We start from the raw sequence: 21140 nt of genomic DNA on the forward strand, positions 1-21140 counted from the left end.
GGGCTACCACATTTATTCTTTAGGAGATTAGCAATGCGAGTTATAGTTTGGGGTTTAGGTTACGTTGGTACAGTTGTTGCGGCCTGTCTCGCTGAATCTGGCCACGATGTGATCGGTGTTGAACTGAGTCAAGAAAAGGTAAATGCCTTCAACAGTGGACGTAGCCCTATTAAAGAACCTAACCTTGATGATTTGATCAAGAAGGGTATAGACCAGGGGAATCTGAAGGCTGTAACAAATGGTTTGAAGTATGTGCCTTGGGCTGATGTTTCACTGATCTGTGTCGGTACGCCCAGTTTGGCCGATGGTAGCCCAATGCTGGACTATATTGAAAGTGTTGCTCAACAGATTGGTCGTGGTCTACAAACATCAGAACGCTATCACGTTGTAGTGCTACGCAGTACAGTCTTTCCTGGTGTTGCTCGTGATTTTCTGCTACCAGTGATAGAACAGTATTCGCAACGAACTGCCGGAAAAGATTTTGGCATTGTGGTCAACCCAGAATTTCTGCGCGAAACTGACGCTATCAAAGATTTTTATGCGCCTCCTTACACGGTGATTGGTGAATTAGACAGCCGTTCAGGCGACATGATGGCATTGCTTTATGAGAATATTCCAGCTCCTTTCTATCGTGTAGCCTTGGAGGAAGCAGAACTTCTGAAAGTAGTCAACAATGGTTTTCACGCTCTCAAGGTCGGATTCGGTAATGAGATCGGTCGTGTCTGCGATCGCTTAGGCATAGATAGTCATGTTGTGATGAAACTAGTCTGCGCCGATACCAAGCTCAACATTTCCCCTGTTTACTTGAAGCCCGGCTTTGCCTTTGGGGGTTCATGTCTGCCCAAAGACCTACGCTCTTTAACCTTCAACGCTCGGAAATTGGGAGTAGAGATTCCCATCTTAGACGCAGTAATACCTAGCAACTGCCTGCAAATCGAAGCAGCGCGTGTCAAAGTACATGAGACTGGCGCTCGACGTATAGGCGTACTGGGCTTAAGCTTTAAGGCAGGTACGGATGACCTGCGTGAAAGCCCTGTGATCAGCCTGATTAGAGAACTGTGGCAAGACGGAATGGAAGTGGTAGTACACGATCCAGATGTAAATCCAGATACCATACTGGGCAGTAACTTGGAGTACCTAAGACGCCAGTTGCCTCAAATCTCTCAGATTGTGACTAATGACATATCAGATGTGTTGAATAACTGTCAGACAATAGTTGTTACTCAAAAACGACCAGAGTTCATAGAGGCATTACAGGGACTTAATAGTGACATTGCTGTTATCGACTTAGTGCGATTGACCGAAGGGCTTTCCTTACCAGGCGTAGCCAAATATGAGGGAATTTCCTGGAACAAAAAAGGTGCCCTCAAGAAATCACAGGCGAATTTAAACGATGCTGTTTACAAAAATGGCACTGCTAAGGTAACGCAGTTGAATAGCCTTAACAAATTAGCCAGTTAGTCAATTGTTTAGGACTCATGCTGCTGATGCATAAGTCCTAACTTCTACTCGTTTGCTAGCTGCTCTAGGTTCTAAGAAGTAACATCAATGAATAAATTTGCGGCTCTAAAGCCTTTACAAAAACTAAGCCCCTACCTGAATTGGATGCTGATGTTAAGCATCTCGGTCTTAGGTTTTATCGGATTAAAACTCCTTAGCAACCCAGAACGGTTAGCAATATTGGGCTTGTCCAGCCTGATGGTATTAGGAGTGATGGGGTCTTGGCGGTGGTGTTGGTTTGGCTTACAATTGCTTCGTTCCCGTATCTACCTCAACTGGGTATTTGCTCGTTGGCGACGACGGGCTAATCGGATTCCGGTTACGAATTTACCACCTCTTTGTATAGTTGCGCCCACTTTCAAAGAGAAACCTTGGATTACAGAGCGAGTGTTTTTGGCGATCGCTCAAGAAGCCAAGAGCCTCACCCAACCTGTCACCTTAGTAATCGTCACTACTGAACCAGAAATTGTCGCAATTCGAGAACTTTTGAAATCTGAAGACCCAGACAGCCGTTTTGTGAACTTAATTGCGATCGCAGATCCTGGCGGTGGTAAGCGGAAAGCCCTAGCTGATGGTTTACGAGAACTGGCTCGCCTGAATCTGCCTCCAGAAACTATCGTTGCTCTCATGGATGGCGACTCAGTAATCAGCCCTGGCACCTTACGCAAATGCCTACCCTTTTTTGAGATGTTTCCCAAAATGGGCGCACTTACTACCGATGAAATGCCTATAGTCGTAGGGTCTTACTTGTTCTCCGAGTGGCTACACTTACGGTTTTGCCAACGGCATCTCTACATGTGTTCTCATTCCCTCTCCCAGAAATTGCTATGCCTCACAGGTCGCTTTTCCTTGTATCGGTCTGAAGCAGCTCTTGATCCGACGTTTGCCGATGTCCTCGAAAATGACAAGTTAGACGATTGGCTCTGGGGTAACTTTAAGTTTCTCTCAGGAGACGATAAAAGTACTTGGTACTGGGTGTTGCAACGGGGATATAACCTACTTTACATCCCTGATGTGATGGTCTACACGATCGAAACGATCTCTGGCTCTTTTGTAGACCGTGCCTACCAAAATATCCGGCGCTGGTCTGGTAATATGCTGCGGAATGGTAATCGGGCGATCGCTCTTGGGCCAAACAAGACGGGCTGGTTTATTTGGTACTGTCTGCTCGATCAAAGATTGAGCATTTGGACATCTTTAATTGCCCCTGGTTTATTGCTGATTTATTTTTTCCAGACCAACTGGACTGCTATGGCAATCATCTGGTCTTGGATTCTTTTGAGTCGGCCCATAATGCTAGCCATCGTTTTTTGGGGACGGGAGTCTCACCTGAAGCCAATTCATTTGCCTATCCTTTTGATTGCTCAGTGGAGTTCATCTTTAATCAAAGTTTGGACTCAGATGAATTTAGCTCAACAAAAATGGAGTAACCGAGGCAATCAGAGCCAAGCTGTTGCAGGCTCACGATGGGAGCGGTGGGCTAAAACCACTACATCCCGTTTCCTAGTTGTTTCTCAGATGTTTAGCTTTGTAATTTTTTTACTGTGCCTCTCAAAAGTTGTCAATCCTATTCAGGACTTGCCAGGATTGTGGTGGAATAGCCAAGTGTTAGCTCAACCGCCCATCACTCAAATCATTGAAGCAATTGATCGAGGCATCCTTCCTAACGATGGTCAGGATGACTCAGCACCTCTGCAAGCCTTGATTAATAGCTTACCTAGTAAAGGCATAGTTCAGATTAACTTACCCATTGGTGAAATCGACCTGTTTCGACCTATAGAAATTAACCGAAGCAACACGATTATCAAAGGACAAGGCATGGGGCGAACAATCTTGCAAGCCCACTTCAGCCGGAAGTTAGCAGAGGCAGTTATTTTAATTAGACCTCGTTTTTCTAAGACATTACTTGTCTCGCAAAACAAGGTTAAGAACATCCAGTTAAGGAGTTTCACGCTCTTGCAGATGCTGTCTAAAACAGCGTCGGGCTTGGATGGCATTGTTCTAGAAAACGTATTGCACGCCGAAATCAAAAACCTCGATCTAGAGAAAATTGGTAATCATTCTTTGATCCTTCGCAAATCTGAAGATATCAACTCTGAGTATGTCTCGATCAACTCTAGTCGCTAGTTTCAGCCTTATAGTAGTCTATCAAGCCAATTTTGCTGGGTTTGTAGCGAGTGCTTTAGCCCTCAAATTAAGGAATAAAGTCCTGAATACGAACTTATCCACTTATCAAAATTGGCTTGACAAACTATTAGTAGCCCATCAAACCAATTTTGCTGGGTTTGTAGTGAATGCTTTAGCGCTCAAATTGAGAACTAAAGTCCTGGCTACAAACTTATTCACTCATCAAAGTTGCTTTGAGAAAGTACTAGTGTCTGATTCAGGGGTGCTTTATGAAGAAGGGGAAGGGGGAAAGGGGAAGGGGGAAAGGTAAAAACCTCGCCCGAAGTCAAGCGAAAATTTTCCAAATTTTATGGGGAAGGTAAAAACCTCGCCCCTTGTGGGCGACCTGTTCATCCCTTTCCCCTTTGCCCTTTAACCTTTTCCCTTTTATATGGAAGCCGTATCTACTTTTTTGATTCAATCAGCCAAATAAATTTTTGAGGTACATATTCTATGAAGCTTAACTTTCTGACTTTGACGAAATTCGTTTCGTTAATCTTAGTTGTATCTGGATTAGGAGTAACTAGCTTTGTTATTCCTAATTTACCTGCAAGAGCAGATGATCCCGTTGACGGTGCAGGTAACACCCCGCAAACAGCCAACGATATTGGCACATTAACTAATGCTGTCTCATTCAAAGATTTTGTTGGCAACTTTGACACTGACGACTACTACAAGTTCAATGTCAGCGTTGCGACTCCTGTAAGTGTTTTTCTCAACGGCTTGAGTGCAGGTACTCAATTGGAACTGCTCGACAGTAATGGAAACATCCTGCAAGTTTCAGCAAACAATGGCACAACATGGACTAGTGCAATTAACCCTGGTACTACAGGAGGATCAATCACCGAGAGCCTAAATGTAGGTACTTACTATATCCGCATTTCTCCAACTACGAACACTGGGAACCCACTTTACAAAAGTTTTGACTCTTCCTATACTGTGAACTTGATTCCCTTTAATGCACCTGATACTGTCACCGTCGCCGCAAAAGATAGTGTTAAGCCAGGTTTGACTAACTATACTGCTGATGGCATTGCCGATCAAGATACCATCATGCAAGCAATCGAGTATGTAGGTAAGCGCGGAGGCGGAACTGTATTGCTGCTTGAAGGCACTTACATGATTTCTAATAATGTTTACGTTACTTACGATAACGTTACTCTCACTGGTGTTGGTTGGGGAACTAAACTTAAATTGGCAAACGGGATTAAATTAGGACAGGCTGGGCTGCTGAGGTCGGCATTCAGATACTCTGTTGACAGAAGAAGGAAGCCTATTTTCTATGGACAACACTTTCGTCATATGTCGCTGGATGGAAATAAAGGGAATGGCACAAATTACACTAACGGCTACGCCAATTTCGGGACTTACGGCGATAGTAGCTTCGATAATATGCGAGTGCATGACTTTCCCCATTATGGGTTTGACCCTCATGAACAATCTGATACGGGAACACCAACATTAAGACTAACGATTAAAGACTCTCTGGCTGACCATAATGCAGTAGATGGGATGACGACTGATACTTGTGTTGATTCAATCTTTGTAAACAACGTTGTCGATGCCAATACTAGACATGGCATCAATATAGTCACAGGCGCAAAAAACAACATCTACTTGAATAATGTAGTAACCAATAACGGCGCTAATGGGATCACGGTTCAACCAGGTTCAACTTTAAGCAGAGTCTCAAATGAAAATAAGCTGCTGGGGAATATTGTCAAGTTCAATAAAGCAGATGGCATCTATGTTTATCTGGCTAAATTGACTGAAATAAAAGACAATGTTGTTGCTCTTAATGCTAAGTATGGTATTCGCAATCGGTCTTCGTCATACAGCACTATCACTGGCAATATAGTTGATGATAATGGTCAAGGAAGTTTTAACACCTACCCAGCAATTTACTTGCATGGTGATGCTGTAGTTTTCTCAACGAATAACCTATTACAAAATAACTTGGTTCGCGCTAGTGCACTTAATAGATACAAGTGGGGAATAGCAGAAGGAGATGTAAAAGATGATTACAATAAAATTGACAGCAACACTATACAGAGTGTCAATATCCCCTTCCGTCTCAAGGGGCTAAATTCAACTAATACTAACAATCAGATAATACCCTAGATTTGTGGTTAGAATCTGAGTTTTTTTATGTACGTTCTAGAGGGCGTACATAACATGAAAAACTTTTTAGTTTTAGGGACTTCCAGTTAAAAACATTCCATCCTATTTTAGGGGCGCAAGACCTTGCGCCCCTAAAATGTAAAAATCATTTGGGATAATTGATTTTTTGTCAGAAATTCTTTTGTGACTTCAGCTTGTAGAATCTCGGTTTCGCGCTATCGGGGTAAAAATAGCATTTGGCACTCATTATAGCCAATGGACACGGTTGGTTGAAGATCACCTTTTGACCTACTGTGGGTGTGTTTCAAACCCGTAAAGTCACAACTGATTATTCAACAGAGATTAAAAAATGAAGACAAAATTTTCAAAGCTATCTTTTACGATCGCTGCTGCTTTTGTAGCGTCGGCTGGAATTATGTCGGTCAGCAATGCTAGCGCTCAGTCTGAAAGTAGTTTCTTTGTTGCGGACAATGCCACAGTCTCAGGTGATAGCGCTCAGTACCCAGACGACGTGCTTGACCTCAGCCAGTGGAAGCTAACCCTGCCAATCAGCCTGGATTTGCCCCCCAAGTCAAACAGTGCAACAGAAATTAAGCAGCCGCAACTCCAAACCTACCCTCAATCAGAATATTTTCGTCTGAATGCTGCGAAGAATGGTGTGCTTTTTAAAGCGATTGCTGGTGGCGCACGCACCACCAAAAATACCGCTTACCCCCGTTCTGAACTGCGTGAAATGCAGGGTGACGGTACGCAGCCCGCTGCCTGGAGCTGTACGAATGCCAATCATGCCATGTACCTGGAGCAAACCCTGTTGCACACCACCACGAAGAAGCCAGAAGTCACCATCGCACAGATCCATGACTCAAAAAACGATAACCTGATGGTGAAATACTTTGGCCCACCTTTTGCCAACGGCTCGACGGACATCGGCAAGCTTGAAGCCCGCTTCAACAACGACACTATGACTCAGATCCTCGACAGCGCTTATAAGATCGGCGATCCGATGACTATCGACATTGCTGTTACATCCGGTGGCAATGTCACCGTCACCTACAAGAACCAGCGTTCAGGTGTAAGCAATAGTACTGCTACAGTGAAGCTAACAGATATCGTCGGTTCCTGTTACTTCAAAGCCGGCATATATATCCAAGCTTGCTCAAAGAGAGATATTTACAACAACACCAACACTGCGTGCGTGAGCAAAAATCGGTCTGTTGATAGGTCTGAGACTGACCCTTACGCCTACTCGGAAATAGAAGTACGGAATATTACTCTACGCTAATTCCACGCGTCTAATCAGTGTTTAGAAGCTTAAGACTTAAGTACAGGATCGAATGGCACGCTTGTAAAGCCCAAAGGCTTGTGTAGCCTCGTCAAGAGCCTCCAGGCTGGGAATGTATTCAGAATGGGCTGCTGCCTATAGTCAAGCTACTGGAGGCGGAGCCTAAGAGAATGGGTTCCCAGCCTTTAGGCTGGGAACCAGTCAAAGTGGGGACTTCCGCATCCGTTAAAATCATCCATGTTTGGTTTTTCCTCTAAATTGCAAACCCACACTTCAAAAAGTAGTTATTGTTACACACAATCCCAAAAAACGCGGATAACATGAGAAAAATCTCACCCGATAAAGAAGGTGAGGCAAAGTTGTTTATCTTTGTGTCCCTCTAGCAGATGTCTTCCAAGCTATGACTTGTTAAGTAATTATCCTGAAATGGATAAAACTTAATTACTCTTTGTCTAAAGTCTTAGGCAAAAAAGTATCCCAGAAGGGTGATAATTAACTTGACAAATTTCTGTTATTATGCATTATTAACTAAAAGTACAAGGAGTTTGCAATGCATCGACAAATGTGCTGGTTACCTAAATCTGGTGGCAACGGAGAGAAAATTTTGTATTTGCAGACAGAACCGAATCAACCTTGGCGTCCTTACACAGCTTTTAGAGGTTTTACAGTCCCAGATTATCAAATACCAAATGGTTCTAAAGGTTGGGCAACTTATCAAAAACTTCTTAAAGCAGGTTGGACACTAGTACCTAGCGCACGAGCAAATGAGTTCGGCAGCAGCAGCTACGTAGAATCAACGACCCAAAATCAATAGTCATTTGTCATTGGTCATTTGTCATTTGTGATTTTTGGCGTCTGTGCGTCTTCCTAGTCTCTGACTCGCTCACAAACCTCTGGGGGAACCTTCACCGCGAGGATCGGCGGCCCCTTCTAGAGTTCCATCAGATGTGAGAGCGATCGCATTACCATTACCCCAAGGATTAGTTTCCTTTATTTTGTGTCCTCGACGGCGTAAGTCTTGCACAGTGAGAGCATCTAAGCCCCAAGATTCGACGCGCAACTGATCTGGAAGCCATTGATGATGTATGCGTGGAACAGAAACAGCTGCACCAACATCCATGTTGTATTCCAGTACATTTAGGATTACTTGCAAAACCTGGGTGATGATAGTGCTACCACCAGGCGCACCTGCTGCCATGCGGAAATGACCATTTTCTGTGACAATTGTGGGAGTCATGCTAGATAAGGGAGTCTTACGAGGTGCGATCGCATTGGCATCATTACCAACCAAACCAAAGGCATTAGGCACTCCTGGCGCAGAAGCAAAGTCATCCATCTCATTGTTAAGCACAATTCCAGTTCCCGGTGTCACGACACCAGAACCAAAACCAAGGTTAATTGTAAAAGTCAGACTTACGGCGTTGCGTTCTTCATCCACAAGAGGATAGCGACGCTATATAACTTTAGATCAGTTAGGGCAATTACTAGCTAGCTATGGCGTTAGAGTTAACGTTTACCACGCTGCCGACACTAGTTTAGAGCAGTTCCGCAAACAAGCGGCAGAAAATTTAAAACAACCGCAAAACTTCGTTATAGTAAACTATTTACGCAAACAAATTGGTCAAGAAAAAGGCGGATATATTTCAATACGGTTCAGTTAAGCGCTATTTCTACTAAATCGCCGTCTCTATAAGACGCGATAAATCGCCGTCTCTACAAGTGTTTTGGTCTTATCTGAACTGTATTGGGATATATTTCTCATTTAGCAGCATATAATGAGCAAACAGATAGGTTTTTAATTCTTGATGTTTCTCGTTCCAAATATCCACCAGTTTGGGTAAAAACAGCAGATTTATGGAAAGCAATGCTCACAACTGATTCTTCAGTAAATAAAAGCCGTGGCTTTGTATTTGTCAGCAAAATTCGTTGATATAATAATCTGTTCATACAATTGATGAATCCTGCGATCGCCTATCTTCGATGTAAATAATGCGAGCTAGTTATGGATACCGTAATTACACCAGAAAGAATCGAGTTACCACCTGGCGCGGTGTTGAAGCTTTTGGGAGGCTGGAAAGACTATCAAGTATTGAGTCAGCAACTAGGCGATCGCTCGTCGCCTCGCATTAAATATCGAAGAGGAGAGATTTTGCTGATGACACCGCTAACACAGCATGGAAGAGATGCGAGTTTACTGGCAGATATTGCTAGGATTTTGCTGGATCATTTAAACCGCATATACGAGTCATTTACGCCCATCACCATGAGCTTGCCAGAAATTAGTGGTATTGAACCAGATTTTTGCTTTTACATTGAAAATTGCAGAGCAGTAGTAGGCAAAAAAAGAATTGATTGGGAGTCAGATCCACCACCAGATTTAGCAATTGAAATAGATGTAACAAGCTACACCGACGTTAATGATTTCTTGCCTTATCGAGTACCAGAAGTCTGGATATTAAAGAGTAATCGGCTATTAATTTATCGATTGCACGGAGAAAGTTATGTGCTTACAGAAAGCAGCTACTTTTCTAACGTCAGAGAAATTGTGCAGCAATGTCTCCAAATGGCAAACGAGCAAACAACAAGTGAAGTCATTAAGTGGTTAAAGAACTTTTTGCATGGACAACAGTAGAAAATAATATTTAATTCAATGCCTCATATAGCGGTTTTCGACTGGGTGAGTTACACCGTAGCCCAATACGATTCGGTTAAGGCAAGAGAAGCGATAAATCGCCGTCTTTACAATAATAATCAATCCTTTGTAGAGACGGCGATTTATCGCGTCTGTAGAAACGGCGATTTATCGCGTCTGTAGAAACGGCGATTTATCGCGTCTGTAGAAACGGCGATTTATCGCGTCTGTAGAAACGGCGATTTATCGCGTCTGTAGAAACGGCGATTTATCGCGTCTGTAGAAACGGCGATTAGCGGCGTGTCATCAAAAAACCTTATCCGAACCCATCAGTTAGATGAACCTAATCTCTTAGACTTCCGAAACTCCTGGACAACATCTTTAATCTCACGTAATTCTCCCTCAACTAAGTAGTTTAATTGCCGCATTTCATCTGCCGAAATCTTTCCCGCAAGTGAAGCGATCGCATTTCTTAATTCGGGATATTTTTTTAATGTTTCTTGTCGAACAATCGGCACAGTTTCGTAAGGTGGAAAATAATGTTTATCATCTTTTAAGACAACTAAACCCAAACGAGAAATCTGCCCATCAGTAGAATTACCCGCCACCATATCTACTTGTTTTTGAATCAAAGCACGATATATCAAACCCAAGTCCATGATTTGAGGAGGTTTTGCAAAACGTAAATCGTAAGCTTTCGCTAATCCAGGAAAACCATCTTCCCGTTCTAAAAACTCATAGCCGAAACCGCCGCGCCACTGCGGTGTATATTGAGTCGCTTGGGAGAGAGTTTGAATATTGTAGCGCTTGGCATCATCACCCCGAATAATCATCGCAAAAGTGTTTTCAAAACCCAAGCTTGGCATCACTTCCAGATTGAATTGCTGGGCATAAGTTTGTTTTATTATTTCATACACTTCTTTGGAGCTATTAACTGGTTTTTGCTTTAAAATTGCAGTCAAAGCTGTGCCTGTATACTCAATATAAGCATCAATTATGCCAGCAGTAATCGCATTATGACAAACAAAAGAACCACCTAAACGAGGGCGGCGAACTACTTTTAAATTAGTTGTTGCCTCGATTTGCTGTGCTAAAAGTTCACCTAAAATATCTTGTTCAGTAAAATCTTTAGAAGCAACGATAATATTACCATCATTGCTACTACTATTTAAATTTTGCGTGCAGCCAGTGGTTAGCAATAACACAGCAAAACTTAAAAATAAAAGCGTTAAAAATCTTTTCATTATTAGCTTAATTTTTAATTTTTAATTTATTCTCTATCCAGCCAATTGCAAAATCAGCCAGTAATGCAATTGCCGCCGCCGGAACTGCACCAGCTAAAATTAACTGATTATTCACTACTGATATGCCGCGAAAAATAAATACTCCCAAACCACCAGCCCCAATCGCTGCTGCAATAGTTGCAATACCAATGGCAATTACCGTTGCTACTCGCACTCCTGCTAAAATTACTCCCAATGCTAAGGGAATCTCAACTTGTAATAATAATTGTCTATCTGTCATTCCCATGCCTCTCCCAGCTTCTCGAATCGCTGGATCTACGCCAGTAATACCTGTGTAAGTGTTACGAATTATCGGCAGCAAAGAATATACAGTCAGAGCAACAATTGCTGGTACTGCGCCAATTCCACCAATTATAGGTACTGGAATGAGTAAGCCAAATAGTGCCAAACTAGGGATAGTTTGGAAAATATTTGCTATGCCGAGAATTGGTTGGCGGAGATAGGTTTTGCGTGTAATCAAAATACCTAATGGAATGCCTATAACTATAGCAATTCCAATTGCTATGCCTACCAAAAACAAGTGTTCTAGAGTATGCTGAAGAATTTCTGGGGCATACTTAACAAGGAAAAAATCTTTCATAAAGTATCTTGTAGGGAACGCAGACATTGGAGAAAGGCGAGGCTTTCTGGATGTTGCGATCGCATAAATTCATCTTTTGCCTCCAATACTACCAATTCTCCCCCATACATTAAACCAATTCTCGATGCCAACACAAACGCTTCTTGAATATCGTGGGTGACAAACACAACTGTCTTGCCCAATTCTTGCTGCATAAGCCGAAACTCTTGTTGCAGTTCTAGCCGCGTAATTGGATCGAGTGCGCCAAAGGGTTCATCCATCAACAACACTGGCGGATCTGCTGCTAAAGCCCTGGCTACACCGACTCTTTGCCTTTGTCCTCCCGAAAGTTCGTGCGGGTAACGCCCAGCAAATTGTACTGGTTCTAAGCCTACTAATTGCAACAATTCATAAACCCGCGTTTTAATTTGTTTCGGTTGCCAACCTTCTAAAGCCGGGACTAAACCCACATTGCGTTCAACTGTGAAATGGGGAAATAAACCAATTTCTTGAATCACATAACCAATTTTTCGCCGCAGTTTAATTTCATCCCATTGAGTTGTGGGAATGCCATCAAATAAAACTTCGCCTTGTGTAGGTGTAAATAGGCGATTAATTAACTTCATTGTGGTGGTTTTGCCGCTACCACTACGCCCAAGTAATACCAGTGCTTCTCCTTGGCGGATGGTGAAATTGAGATTTGACACCAATGGGCGATGATTGCGGCTAAAGGTAACATCGCGGAATTCGACGGCGGTTTGGTTATTTTGCGGCATGAGTGGCTTTTAGTGGACGCTAGCTATTGTATTATGTGCTGATTTTGCTAGCGTGCTAAGAGGATGTTTGAAAAGTCCTCTTGCCAATATCAAAAATTTTAGATCCCCTAAATCCCCCGATAAATTGGGGGACTTTGATTTCGGTTCCCCCCTTTTTAAGGCTACCGTGTATACAGAAGTCGAATTACCCCCCTTAGTCCCCCCTTATAAAGGGGGGAAAAAAATCTAGTTCCCTCCCCTTTATAAGGGGAGGGTTAGGGTGGGGTAAAACCTTGGGTTTTTCAGCTATTATCTCGTTTATCTCGTTCCCAGTCTCCGACTAGGAATGCCCATCGTTGAGGCTCCCGCCTCCCTTACTCGCGGCAGCAGCCCAATTATTAGCATTTCCCGACTCTGGCTGAAAACAAGATTTTAATAAATTATAAAAACGGTGCGTTAGCCTTTGGCATAACACACCCTACTATGCAGTTTTAGCATTTTCATCTAATGCTTGTTCTGCAACATTTTTTAAGCGGCTCGACCTGATTTTGCGGATGCGATCGCTACTACGAACACCACCCGCCATCTCATATTCGCGGCTGTCTTTGCCGTACTTGATTGCAACCACCATCAACATTTTCTCAGAAAGCTGACTCAAGTTTTTTTCCATCTCTCCAATTTCAGTTCTAGAAGAGTCAACCACAGACAGAGCAGTATTATAAATATCAATCTTTTTACGTAACTGCTCAATTGACTCAATCAGTTTTTCCAGACTATAGTTTTCATCAAATTTGATATTTGGAACAATCGATTTTAGCCCAGCCGATCTTAACTGAGCTTTTTCTAAAATCCGAGATGTGCGTTTTTTACGAGACATAAAATTAATCCTTTAAGATGCTGCTAAAGCTAGCTTGCCTCAATTAAACTGCACTCCGGTTCAGCAAAACTCGCAATTTTTATAATAAATTTTTCAAGCTATAGCAGTAAATTTTCGGAATTTCATTACTAAATGTTAGTATTTATAGAGATAATTGTCTAAACTTTATCAAAACTTTAAGAGAAACCGCTCCCATAAGTTGTGAAACCGTTCCCATAAGTTGTGAGACTGCTCCCGTAAGTTCTGAAACCGTTCCCGTAAGTTGTGAAACCGTTCCCATAAGTTGTGAAACCGTTCCCATAAGTTGTGAAACCGTTCCCGTAAGTTGTGAAACCGTTCCCATAAGTTGTGAAACCGTTCCCGTAAGTTGTGAAACCGTTCCCGTAAGTTGTGAAACCATTCCCGTAAGTTCTGATCTGACTTTTCACGTTATGTGGAAAACCCAACGATTGACCTAACCCCCAACTCGTCGCGGGAAGGGGGGAAATTCAAAGTCTCTCTCCTAAAAGGAGAGAGATTTAGAGAGAGGTTTTCCAGATACTTATTGGGGAGTACGTAAACGCGTACCCTCCGGGGAAGCAAACTGCGCGTCAGCGTCCCACAGGGAACGTAGAGAAGCGGCTTGTTGATGGAGAGCAAGTAAATGCTGTGATTACAAAAGACAAGCAGCAATACTGCGTAGGTTTTGAATATTTGTAGGTTGGGTTGAGCCTAAGCGAAACCCAACAAACCCCCTAAAATGTTGGGTTTCGTTCCTCAACCCAACCTACACATTTTTTATTTTTTTGCCAAAACCTACGCAGTATTGAGACAAGCAGATAGCTTAAAAATTAGGAATTAATGGTACTTGTTGCAAAAATTTGCTTAAGTGTCTTAACTGTCCTTGCATCTGGAATGGCGATCGCTTGATAATACAAGCACGATTGCCGTTAGCGCGTAAATCCTGAGTTAATCTATGTATATATCTAAAGAGGTAGAAAAATGGATCTTGATAACCTAGCTCAAATTTCCAAACGAGATTTGGAAATCATTCAACTACATCAGTTTCAACAACCCATCTATTGTTGCAATGTCACTGCAATTGCTTATGCCTTTACCGCATTGGGATATCTGACGACTGTTGATGAGATTTTCTATGCCACCCAACTGCCGATCGCATCGGTTTTAGATGATGGCATGACGTTAGCAGAAACTTACGATACCTGTCGAACTTATATTGAAAAAAAAGGAATACCCCTGTCCATTCGGATAGAGCATTTTGATAAACCGAGTATGACACTCGAAGCATTCATCCGTGAAGTTGAAGCCGCCGTTTGTGATGAAAATGATGTCCACATTCTTAACTTCAATACCCGTATTGCCCATGAAAATCCAAGTTTAGAAGGTGGTCACTTCTCCTTATTGGCAGACTATGACCCGGACACTAAAGAAATAACCATTGCAGATACAAATCCTAAACGGTATACCCGGTTTTGGAAATGCCCAATTGAGCGTATCTATGCCGCCTGCGTAGATAAAGATTCCTCATCGAATCGCTCTCGTGGTATGATTGTGCTTCGCAGGAAAGAGAAAGCAAATCTAGCAGCTAACGGAGTGGTTCACCCATCAGAAATCGCCTTGAACGCTCTCCATTCTGAATAAGTGCTGAGAATAACAGCCAACCATTTTTAAAACAACCTCTAAAAGATAACTAACAAATGTTGATGATGAATATAGCGGTTCTCGAATGGAAGTAATACAGTTTAACCTCTCTCCTAAAAGGCTACGGTGTACACACAAGTTATCAAATTACCCCACCCTAACCCTCCCCTTGTAAAGGGGAGGGAACTAGATTTCTTTTTCCCCCCTTTCCAAGGGGGGATTAAGGGGGGTAATTTAATTTGTGTGTACACCGTAGCCTTGGAAAGGGGAGAGAAAGAGATAGTTAGTAGAGTGTTGTAGAAGTGCGATCGCAGTTTAGACAAATCCAATTGCTGCGCTGACCCCACAAGCGTAAAATACAACCTAAAGACTTTGGGCTTTTTTGAAGCCGAAGAAGCTTTGTACGAAGACGATGCAGATACACTGGCAGAAATTGAAGCAGTTCGCGCTGAGTATAGCGATGGTGAGTCCGTGAGTATAGATGAATATCTTGCTAATCGCTCAGAGCAGAGATAATGAGTTATGCGATCGCTTTTTGCTTATAAAATAAATCTACACATCTAATACACTACTCATCAACAAGTCTAAGTGCTGACTCCAAAACTTGTGTACTGACTCTAAAACCAACCTGAATCAGTTGCTCAAAAATCGGTCTAGCAGTTTCTATCTTACCTTCCCGTCTTGCAAGCAGAATAACACCGAGAGTTCCCCGCACCGAAATCTCTAAAGCAAGTGCTGCGGTTTTTGCGGCGCGTAGGCGTAGCCCGCCGCAGGCATCGTCTAAAATTGCTTCATAGCCAGGATTGTTATATATCCAGGTGAGAACGTGACTTTCTCCCAAACCAAGACCCCATGCAGCAATCACTGGATCGATTTGTTTCACATCTTGAATATAAATAGTTCCTTCATTCAAAATCCAGAGTTTTGCAGGGTCATTATCTGGCGCAATGCAGATTTCTTGAACAACACCGCTAGGAATAACAACTTGACTACAAAGTTCTGAGAGCAAATGAACTTGGTTAATCTTAGTCAGTACAATTAATGGAGAAGCATTTACAACCCATTGTCTAGTCACGCGCTAACTCCTGGGCTAATTCTTCAGGAGTTACTTGAAAAGGTGAAACATTATAGCGATGGAGTGCTTCTAGAAATTGGTGACGGCTAACTCCGGCAATTTCAGCAGCCTTAGATTGGGAAAGTGTACCAACTTCATACCACTTGACAGCCGCCGCTAAACGCATCTCTTGAACAAATGTTTCTGGGTTAGTGCGGAGTGCTGAAAAAACATCATTTGGAAGTTGAATATTAATTTGTATGGTCATAAATTCAGTATTATTTATGGAGAGCTAATAGCGCGATCAACAATAACAATCAAATACTACTATTACTAATAAAGACGAAAACAAAGGCAAAGATAACCCCTGGCGATCGCTCATTGACAGTCTAGACAATTTCTGTGATGATTTTATAACTAATTGCGATCGCTCACTCATGGACACCAGAGAGAGTTTGTAAATGCAATACCTCGTATTCTTGCGCTGTTGTTAGAGAACTGGGTTGAGTCGCTGCAAAAGTATAGGATCGCACTTTGTTTAAAACTATAGATCCTGCATCCCCTTAGAGGATGTTTTAAAAGCCCTTTTGTCGGTAGCAAAACGTTCTAGATCCCCCTAAATCCCCCTTAAAAAGGGGGACTTTGATTCTGGTTCCCCCCTTTTTTAAGGGGGGTTAGGGGGGATCTAGCAGTGCCTAAAATCACAGCCAACCACTTTTAAAACATCCTCTTATACCAATTGACTAAAATCAGGCTACAGATGCAAGCCTGTAAACTCAAATTAAATCTAACTCTCTTAAATTACGAATTATTTCCACCATCGCGCCACATTTCCAATAGCACGGGCAACTTCTGCCGTAGCTGCTTCGCCACCTAATGCAAAGATAACGGCAAATAATGCCTTGATATCTTGCAGCAAATTAGGGCGAGTGCGAAGCGAGAGTTGATGAAGTGTATATTGCCAAAGGGGAAAAAGTTTGGTAGATGGCATTTGTGACAAACCGGAAGCTAAGGCACTCAAGGCATTGGCACGATAATCCTCATCCTGAATCTCCCTGGCAGCAGCAAGGGCTTCTGGCAATAACTCTGGTGGCAGTTTTTCAGCTAAGGCACTCAAGGCATAGGCACGATTCGACTCAGACTGAATCTCCCTGGCAGCAGCAAGGGCTTCTGGCAATAACTCTGGCAGTTTTTCAGCTAAGGCACTCAAGGCTTTGGCACGATAATCCTCATCCTGAATCTCCCTGGCAGCAGCAAGGGCTTCTGGCAATAACTCTGGCAGTTTTTCAGCTAAGGCACTCAAGGCTTTGGCACGAAAATCCTCATCCTGAATCTCCCTGGCAGCAGCAAGGGCTTCTGGCAATAACTCTGGCAGTTTTTCAGCTAAGGCTCTCAAGGCTTTGGCACGATTCGACTCAGACTGAATCTCCCTGGCAGCAGCAAGGGCTTCTGGCAATAACTCTGGCAGTTTCTCAGCTAAGGCACTCAAGGCATAGGCACGATAATACTCATCCTGAATCTCCCTGGCAGCAGCAAGGGCTTCTGGCAATAACTCTGGTGGCAGTTTTTCAGCTAAGGCACTCAAGGCATAGGCACGATTCGACTCAGACTGAATCTCCCTGGCAGCAGCAAGGGCTTCTGGCAATAACTCTGGCAGTTTTTCAGCTAAGGCACTCAAGGCTTTGGCACGATAATACTCATCCTGAATCTCCCTGGCAGCAGCAAGGGCTTCTGGCAATAACTCTGGCAGTTTTTCAGCTAAGGCACTCAAGGCTTTGGCACGAAAATCCTCATCCTGAATCTCCCTGGCAGCAGCAAGGGCTTCTGGCAATAACTCTGGCAGTTTTTCAGCTAAGGCTCTCAAGGCTTTGGCACGATTCGACTCAGACTGAATCTCCCTGGCAGCAGCAAGGGCTTCTGGCAATAACTCTGGCAGTTTCTCAGCTAAGGCACTCAAGGCATAGGCACGATAATACTCATCCTGAATCTCCCTGGCAGCAGCAAGGGCTTCTGGCAATAACTCTGGTGGCAGTTTTTCAGCTAAGGCACTCAAGGCTTTGGCACGATTCGACTCAGACTGAATCTCCCTGGCAGCAGCAAGGGCTTCTGGCAATAACTCTGGCAGCAGTTTCTCAGCTAAGGCACTCAAGGCTTTGGCACGATTCGACTCAGACTGAATCTCCCTGGCAGCAGCAAGGGCTTCTGGCAATAACTCTGGCAGTTTCTCAGCTAAGGCACTCAAGGCATTGGCACGATAATCCTCATCCTGAATCTCCCTGGCAGCAGCAAGGGCTTCTGGCAATAACTCTGGTGGCAGTTTCTCAGCTAAGGCACTCAAGGCTTTGGCACGATTCGACTCAGACTGAATCTCCCTGGCAGCAGCAAGGGCTTCTGGCAATAACTCTGGCAGTTTCTCAGCTAAGGCACTCAAGGCTTTGGCACGATTCGACTCAGACTGAATCTCCCTGGCAGCAGCAAGGGCTTCTGGCAATAACTCTGGTGGCAGTTTCTCAGCTAAGGCACTCAAGGCTTTGGCACGATAATACTCAGACTGAATCTCCCTGGCAGCAGCAAGGGCTTCTGGCAATAACTCTGGCAGCAGTTTCTCAGCTAAGGCTCTCAAGGCATTGGCACGAGAATCCTCATCCTGAATCTCCCTGGCAGCAGCAAGGGCTTCTGGCAATAACTCTGGCAGTTTCTCAGCTAAGGCACTCAAGGCATTGGCACGAGAATACTCATCCTGAATCTCCCTGGCAGCAGCAAGGGCTTCTGGCAATAACTCTGGCAGTTTCTCAGCTAAGGCTCTCAAGGCTTTGGCACGATAATACTCAGACTGAATCTCCCTGGCAGCAGCAAGGGCTTCTGGCAATAACTCTGGCAGCAGTTTCTCAGCTAAGGCTCTCAAGGCATTGGCACGAGAATCCTCATCCTGAATCTCCCTGGCAGCAGCAAGGGCTTCTGGCAATAACTCTGGCAGTTTCTCAGCTAAGGCACTCAAGGCATTGGCACGATTCGACTCAGACTGAATCTCCCTGGCAGCAGCAAGGGCTTTTTGCAGTGCTAATTTTTCAAGATTTGATGGCAAATAATTGACTAGTTGTGTCAGCGAGTTGACTTTATCCTCTGGCTTTGGGTTTTGCAGGGCGTAAGCTAGTCCTTGTTCGCAAGTCCAGATGTTATTTTTGACTAGTGCCACCAGCAGTTGTGCTGGTAAATTAGCTGCCAAACTATTAAGGGAAGCAGTAATCAAAGCATAACGACACTGCCAACTCACAAGTTGCGGCAGAGTTGATTCATTCCAATTCGCTTCTGCTAATTCCCAGGCATGAGAAATATCTGTGATGTAACCCGCAGTTTGCCCCCATTTTTCTCGCGCTTCATACCAGCCATTGCTTCCTGTCTGTGACTCCTCCCGCAATAACTGGTGAATCTCTTCTATTTGTTCAGCTTTATCTAAATGCCAAACTAAATATTGATGAATGTAACCATCATTAGGTAGGGTATGCCAAAGGTTTTTTTGAGTCTTTTGCCGATATTTTTCTAACAAAGCAACGTGAGCATTGACAAGGGAAATACCTAGTCCTGGTAAATTACCCCGGCGCGGCTGTGAGGGAGCAGTTAACAAGTTTCGTGCTAAGTCGTGGAATAAGTCATGTAAGCGATAGGTACGCGTACCATCAGCAAGAGGAACACCAGGTAATAATAGGGCTTTACTTTGTAAATATTTCAATGAATCAGAGGCATCGCGCTCATCTGCAATATCCCAAAGTGTTGCCGTCATTTTGGGATTAATGGTTACATCTTCAGGTAAGACCCCCAACCAAGTAAAGTATTCTTTATCCTCTTGTGCCAATCGCTTGATGCTCAAATTCAAAGATGCAGTTAAGCTGAGGCGTTTTAAACTTGCTTCATCAGTAATATCATTTGCCCCTGGTCTATCCAAGGTTTTTAACCGAGCAATTTCTTGTTTAATATCTCGTAACAACTCTGTCCAAGTTGTACCATCTGCAATTGCTGCTGCTGCAAGTTCCAATGCTAGGGGGAGATAACCAACGCCTTTAGCTAACTTTTCTGCTGACTCATATTCTTTACCTGTAATCTCCCGTTTTAACTTGTTTCTCAGCAATTCCATTGCTTGAGATGCTGTCATTATATCCAGACTGTAGGTGCTGGCTCCTAATGCGTCAGCGATCGCACCTTCACGAGTAGTTACTAAAACCTGACACCGCACCCCGCCAATATTAAATACTGAGGCATCTTTTGTATTCCAGGCATCGTCAACCACCAGCAGCACCGCTTTGTCATAAAGCAGAGTCCGCAGATGGGTAGAAGTTGCTTCTATGCTGGTAGGTTTAAAATTACAGTCTCCTAGCGCCTGCACCCAGCCACTAAGTAAAGAAAGTACATCAGGTTGCTGACCTAATGTTGTCCACAGAATACCGTCACAAAACCGAGTTTGGATTTCTGCATCATGGGCTAAAGCTGCGGCTAAAGTCGATTTGCCCACAGAACCCAAGCCGTGAATTGCAGTAATTACCAAAGTGCGATTACCTGACGATGACTCTGTGAGGAGGCGAGTCTTTAAATCGTCGCTGTATTCTGGGCGTTTTACAAAGTGTTCGGGTAAGGGTGGTGCTTGAAATAGCGCAAGTTTAATTTCGGGTGTAGCTGCTAATTCTTTCGATTTCTTTGGTCTGCTGTTTTCCCATGTCTCATCAAACCGTTTTAAGTTCTTTTCTCGATCTCTTGACCATAGCTTGAGTGTAAAACGCCATTCCTCAATACCCTTGATTTGGATACGGTTATCTTCGAGAATGTTCAAGAAATCCTTGAGCAAATTCAGTGCTTCTCGAATTTGCGCTTTAGTTAACTTGCCAGGGTATTTGTCTTTTTGCGTCAGCAACTCCAACGTGACTAACGTAGTCTGCACAGTCAGCTTGGGGTTAACGCTGTCTGCTTCTTTCCAGTCGTACTCAATTTTAAAGTTACTGTCCTCAAATTCTCCATCGACAAAACAAAGTAACGCCTCTAGCAGACGCTTGACTCGTTTCTGAATTACAGGGCCTTTAGTAGATTCTCGTGGCATTACATCCAAAAAATTGAGTAAGAAGTTTGGGGCTACCCATATTGAAACTACCACCCCAAACTTATGTAATCCAGATTTTAAGGCATTTTCAGCGACATTGGGGTATTTGCTTAGGGACACAACCCCAAAGAGAACCTATATCTATCAACTCTTTGGGGTACAA

General features: G+C 43.5%; 17 protein-coding genes and 3 pseudogenes. 11 read left to right on the forward strand and 9 right to left on the reverse strand.

Annotation, left to right across the window (positions count from 1 at the left end; translation table 11 throughout):
- The first annotated feature begins 33 nt into the window (after positions 1-33).
- The 5 genes from D1367_RS08115 to D1367_RS08140 all read left to right on the forward strand — a co-directional run bounded on the left by D1367_RS08115 (position 34) and on the right by D1367_RS08140 (position 7883).
- Positions 34-1461 (forward strand): nucleotide sugar dehydrogenase, encoded by a 1428-nt coding sequence (locus D1367_RS08115; RefSeq protein WP_118165535.1) that lies wholly within the window; start codon positions 34-36, stop codon positions 1459-1461.
- 87 nt (positions 1462-1548) lie between these two features.
- Positions 1549-3627: a glycosyltransferase gene (locus tag D1367_RS08120; RefSeq protein WP_118165538.1), complete on the forward strand. Its 2079-nt coding sequence runs from the start codon at positions 1549-1551 to the stop codon at positions 3625-3627.
- A gap of 492 nt (positions 3628-4119) precedes the next feature.
- Positions 4120-5787, forward strand: a complete 1668-nt coding sequence (locus D1367_RS08130; protein WP_118165542.1) for a NosD domain-containing protein — start codon at positions 4120-4122, stop codon at positions 5785-5787.
- 349 nt (positions 5788-6136) lie between these two features.
- Positions 6137-7069, forward strand: a complete 933-nt coding sequence (locus tag D1367_RS08135; protein WP_118165544.1) for a polysaccharide lyase family 7 protein — start codon at positions 6137-6139, stop codon at positions 7067-7069.
- Positions 7070-7619: 550 nt separating this feature from the next.
- A complete protein-coding gene (locus tag D1367_RS08140) occupies positions 7620-7883 on the forward strand; it encodes a hypothetical protein (protein ID WP_118165546.1) in 264 nt (87 codons plus the stop codon).
- A gap of 69 nt (positions 7884-7952) precedes the next feature.
- Here the strand turns inward: D1367_RS08140 and D1367_RS08145 are convergent.
- Positions 7953-8510 (reverse strand): annotated as a pseudogene (locus tag D1367_RS08145) (gamma-glutamyltransferase); the annotation flags it as partial.
- A 7-nt stretch (positions 8511-8517) separates the two neighbouring features.
- Here D1367_RS08145 and D1367_RS32710 point away from each other — a divergent pair.
- The 4 genes and pseudogenes from D1367_RS32710 to D1367_RS30610 form a co-directional block, all read left to right on the forward strand.
- Positions 8518-8720: pseudogene (locus D1367_RS32710) on the forward strand (phytochelatin synthase family protein); the annotation flags it as partial.
- Positions 8721-8831: 111 nt separating this feature from the next.
- Positions 8832-8999 (forward strand): annotated as a pseudogene (locus D1367_RS32715) (phytochelatin synthase family protein); the annotation flags it as partial.
- Between the two features lie 72 nt (positions 9000-9071).
- A complete protein-coding gene (locus D1367_RS08160; RefSeq protein ID WP_118165548.1) occupies positions 9072-9701 on the forward strand; it encodes a Uma2 family endonuclease in 630 nt (209 codons plus the stop codon).
- Between the two features lie 18 nt (positions 9702-9719).
- Positions 9720-9884, forward strand: coding sequence for a hypothetical protein (locus D1367_RS30610; protein ID WP_181985103.1), 165 nt, complete (start codon positions 9720-9722; stop codon positions 9882-9884).
- Between the two features lie 146 nt (positions 9885-10030).
- Here the strand turns inward: D1367_RS30610 and D1367_RS08165 are convergent, their stop codons facing one another.
- The 5 genes from D1367_RS08165 to D1367_RS08185 form a co-directional block, all read right to left on the reverse strand.
- Entirely contained in the window at positions 10031-10945 is a 915-nt protein-coding gene (locus D1367_RS08165) for a glycine betaine ABC transporter substrate-binding protein (RefSeq protein WP_118165550.1), read from the reverse strand.
- A 7-nt stretch (positions 10946-10952) separates the two neighbouring features.
- A complete protein-coding gene (locus D1367_RS08170) occupies positions 10953-11585 on the reverse strand; it encodes an ABC transporter permease (protein ID WP_118165553.1) in 633 nt (210 codons plus the stop codon).
- Entirely contained in the window at positions 11582-12340 is a 759-nt protein-coding gene (locus D1367_RS08175; RefSeq protein WP_118165555.1) for an ATP-binding cassette domain-containing protein, read from the reverse strand. The genes D1367_RS08170 and D1367_RS08175 overlap by 4 nt, the downstream gene beginning before the upstream one ends.
- A gap of 460 nt (positions 12341-12800) precedes the next feature.
- On the reverse strand, positions 12801-13196 hold the full coding sequence (locus tag D1367_RS08180) for a hypothetical protein (protein ID WP_118165561.1): 396 nt from the start codon (positions 13194-13196) through the stop codon (positions 12801-12803).
- Positions 13197-13338: 142 nt separating this feature from the next.
- Positions 13339-13539, reverse strand: coding sequence for a hypothetical protein (locus D1367_RS08185; protein WP_220451015.1), 201 nt, complete (start codon positions 13537-13539; stop codon positions 13339-13341).
- Between the two features lie 638 nt (positions 13540-14177).
- Here D1367_RS08185 and D1367_RS08190 point away from each other — a divergent pair.
- Positions 14178-14837 carry a phytochelatin synthase family protein gene (locus D1367_RS08190; protein WP_118165565.1) on the forward strand — a complete coding sequence of 220 codons (660 nt, stop codon included), beginning with the start codon at positions 14178-14180 and terminating at the stop codon, positions 14835-14837.
- Positions 14838-15209: 372 nt separating this feature from the next.
- Positions 15210-15353 (forward strand): hypothetical protein, encoded by a 144-nt coding sequence (locus D1367_RS30615; protein ID WP_181985236.1) that lies wholly within the window; start codon positions 15210-15212, stop codon positions 15351-15353.
- Between the two features lie 52 nt (positions 15354-15405).
- Here D1367_RS30615 and D1367_RS08195 read toward each other — a convergent pair whose 3' ends face one another.
- The 3 genes from D1367_RS08195 to D1367_RS08205 all read right to left on the reverse strand — a co-directional run bounded on the left by D1367_RS08195 (position 15406) and on the right by D1367_RS08205 (position 21031).
- The gene (locus D1367_RS08195; protein WP_118165567.1) at positions 15406-15912 is read right to left on the reverse strand and encodes a PIN domain-containing protein; all 507 of its coding nucleotides are present in this window, start codon (positions 15910-15912) and stop codon (positions 15406-15408) included.
- The gene (locus tag D1367_RS08200; protein WP_118165569.1) at positions 15905-16159 is read right to left on the reverse strand and encodes a UPF0175 family protein; all 255 of its coding nucleotides are present in this window, start codon (positions 16157-16159) and stop codon (positions 15905-15907) included. Before D1367_RS08200 ends, D1367_RS08195 begins: the two co-directional genes overlap by 8 nt.
- Positions 16160-16699: 540 nt before the next feature.
- On the reverse strand, positions 16700-21031 hold the full coding sequence (locus D1367_RS08205) for an NB-ARC domain-containing protein (protein WP_220451016.1): 4332 nt from the start codon (positions 21029-21031) through the stop codon (positions 16700-16702).
- Positions 21032-21140: the final 109 nt, after the last annotated feature.

This window comes from Nostoc sphaeroides, from assembly GCF_003443655.1.
GTDB classification, from domain to species: Bacteria; Cyanobacteriota; Cyanobacteriia; order Cyanobacteriales; family Nostocaceae; genus Nostoc; species Nostoc sphaeroides.

Excerpts from the sequence above, each read along its gene's own strand:
- D1367_RS08115 (WP_118165535.1), top strand. The coding sequence starts at position 34 with ATGCGAGTTATAGTTTGGGGTTTAGGTTACGTTGGTACAGTTGTTGCG.
- D1367_RS08120 (WP_118165538.1), top strand. The coding sequence starts at position 1,549 with ATGAATAAATTTGCGGCTCTAAAGCCTTTACAAAAACTAAGCCCCTAC.
- D1367_RS08130 (WP_118165542.1), top strand. The coding sequence starts at position 4,120 with ATGAAGCTTAACTTTCTGACTTTGACGAAATTCGTTTCGTTAATCTTA.
- D1367_RS08135 (WP_118165544.1), top strand. The coding sequence starts at position 6,137 with ATGAAGACAAAATTTTCAAAGCTATCTTTTACGATCGCTGCTGCTTTT.
- D1367_RS08140 (WP_118165546.1), top strand. The coding sequence starts at position 7,620 with ATGCATCGACAAATGTGCTGGTTACCTAAATCTGGTGGCAACGGAGAG.
- D1367_RS08160 (WP_118165548.1), top strand. The coding sequence starts at position 9,072 with ATGGATACCGTAATTACACCAGAAAGAATCGAGTTACCACCTGGCGCG.
- D1367_RS30610 (WP_181985103.1), top strand. The coding sequence starts at position 9,720 with ATGCCTCATATAGCGGTTTTCGACTGGGTGAGTTACACCGTAGCCCAA.
- D1367_RS08165 (WP_118165550.1), bottom strand. The coding sequence starts at position 10,945 with ATGAAAAGATTTTTAACGCTTTTATTTTTAAGTTTTGCTGTGTTATTG.
- D1367_RS08170 (WP_118165553.1), bottom strand. The coding sequence starts at position 11,585 with ATGAAAGATTTTTTCCTTGTTAAGTATGCCCCAGAAATTCTTCAGCAT.
- D1367_RS08175 (WP_118165555.1), bottom strand. The coding sequence starts at position 12,340 with ATGCCGCAAAATAACCAAACCGCCGTCGAATTCCGCGATGTTACCTTT.
- D1367_RS08180 (WP_118165561.1), bottom strand. The coding sequence starts at position 13,196 with ATGTCTCGTAAAAAACGCACATCTCGGATTTTAGAAAAAGCTCAGTTA.
- D1367_RS08185 (WP_220451015.1), bottom strand. The coding sequence starts at position 13,539 with ATGGGAACGGTTTCACAACTTACGGGAACGGTTTCACAACTTATGGGA.
- D1367_RS08190 (WP_118165565.1), top strand. The coding sequence starts at position 14,178 with ATGGATCTTGATAACCTAGCTCAAATTTCCAAACGAGATTTGGAAATC.
- D1367_RS08200 (WP_118165569.1), bottom strand. The coding sequence starts at position 16,159 with ATGACCATACAAATTAATATTCAACTTCCAAATGATGTTTTTTCAGCA.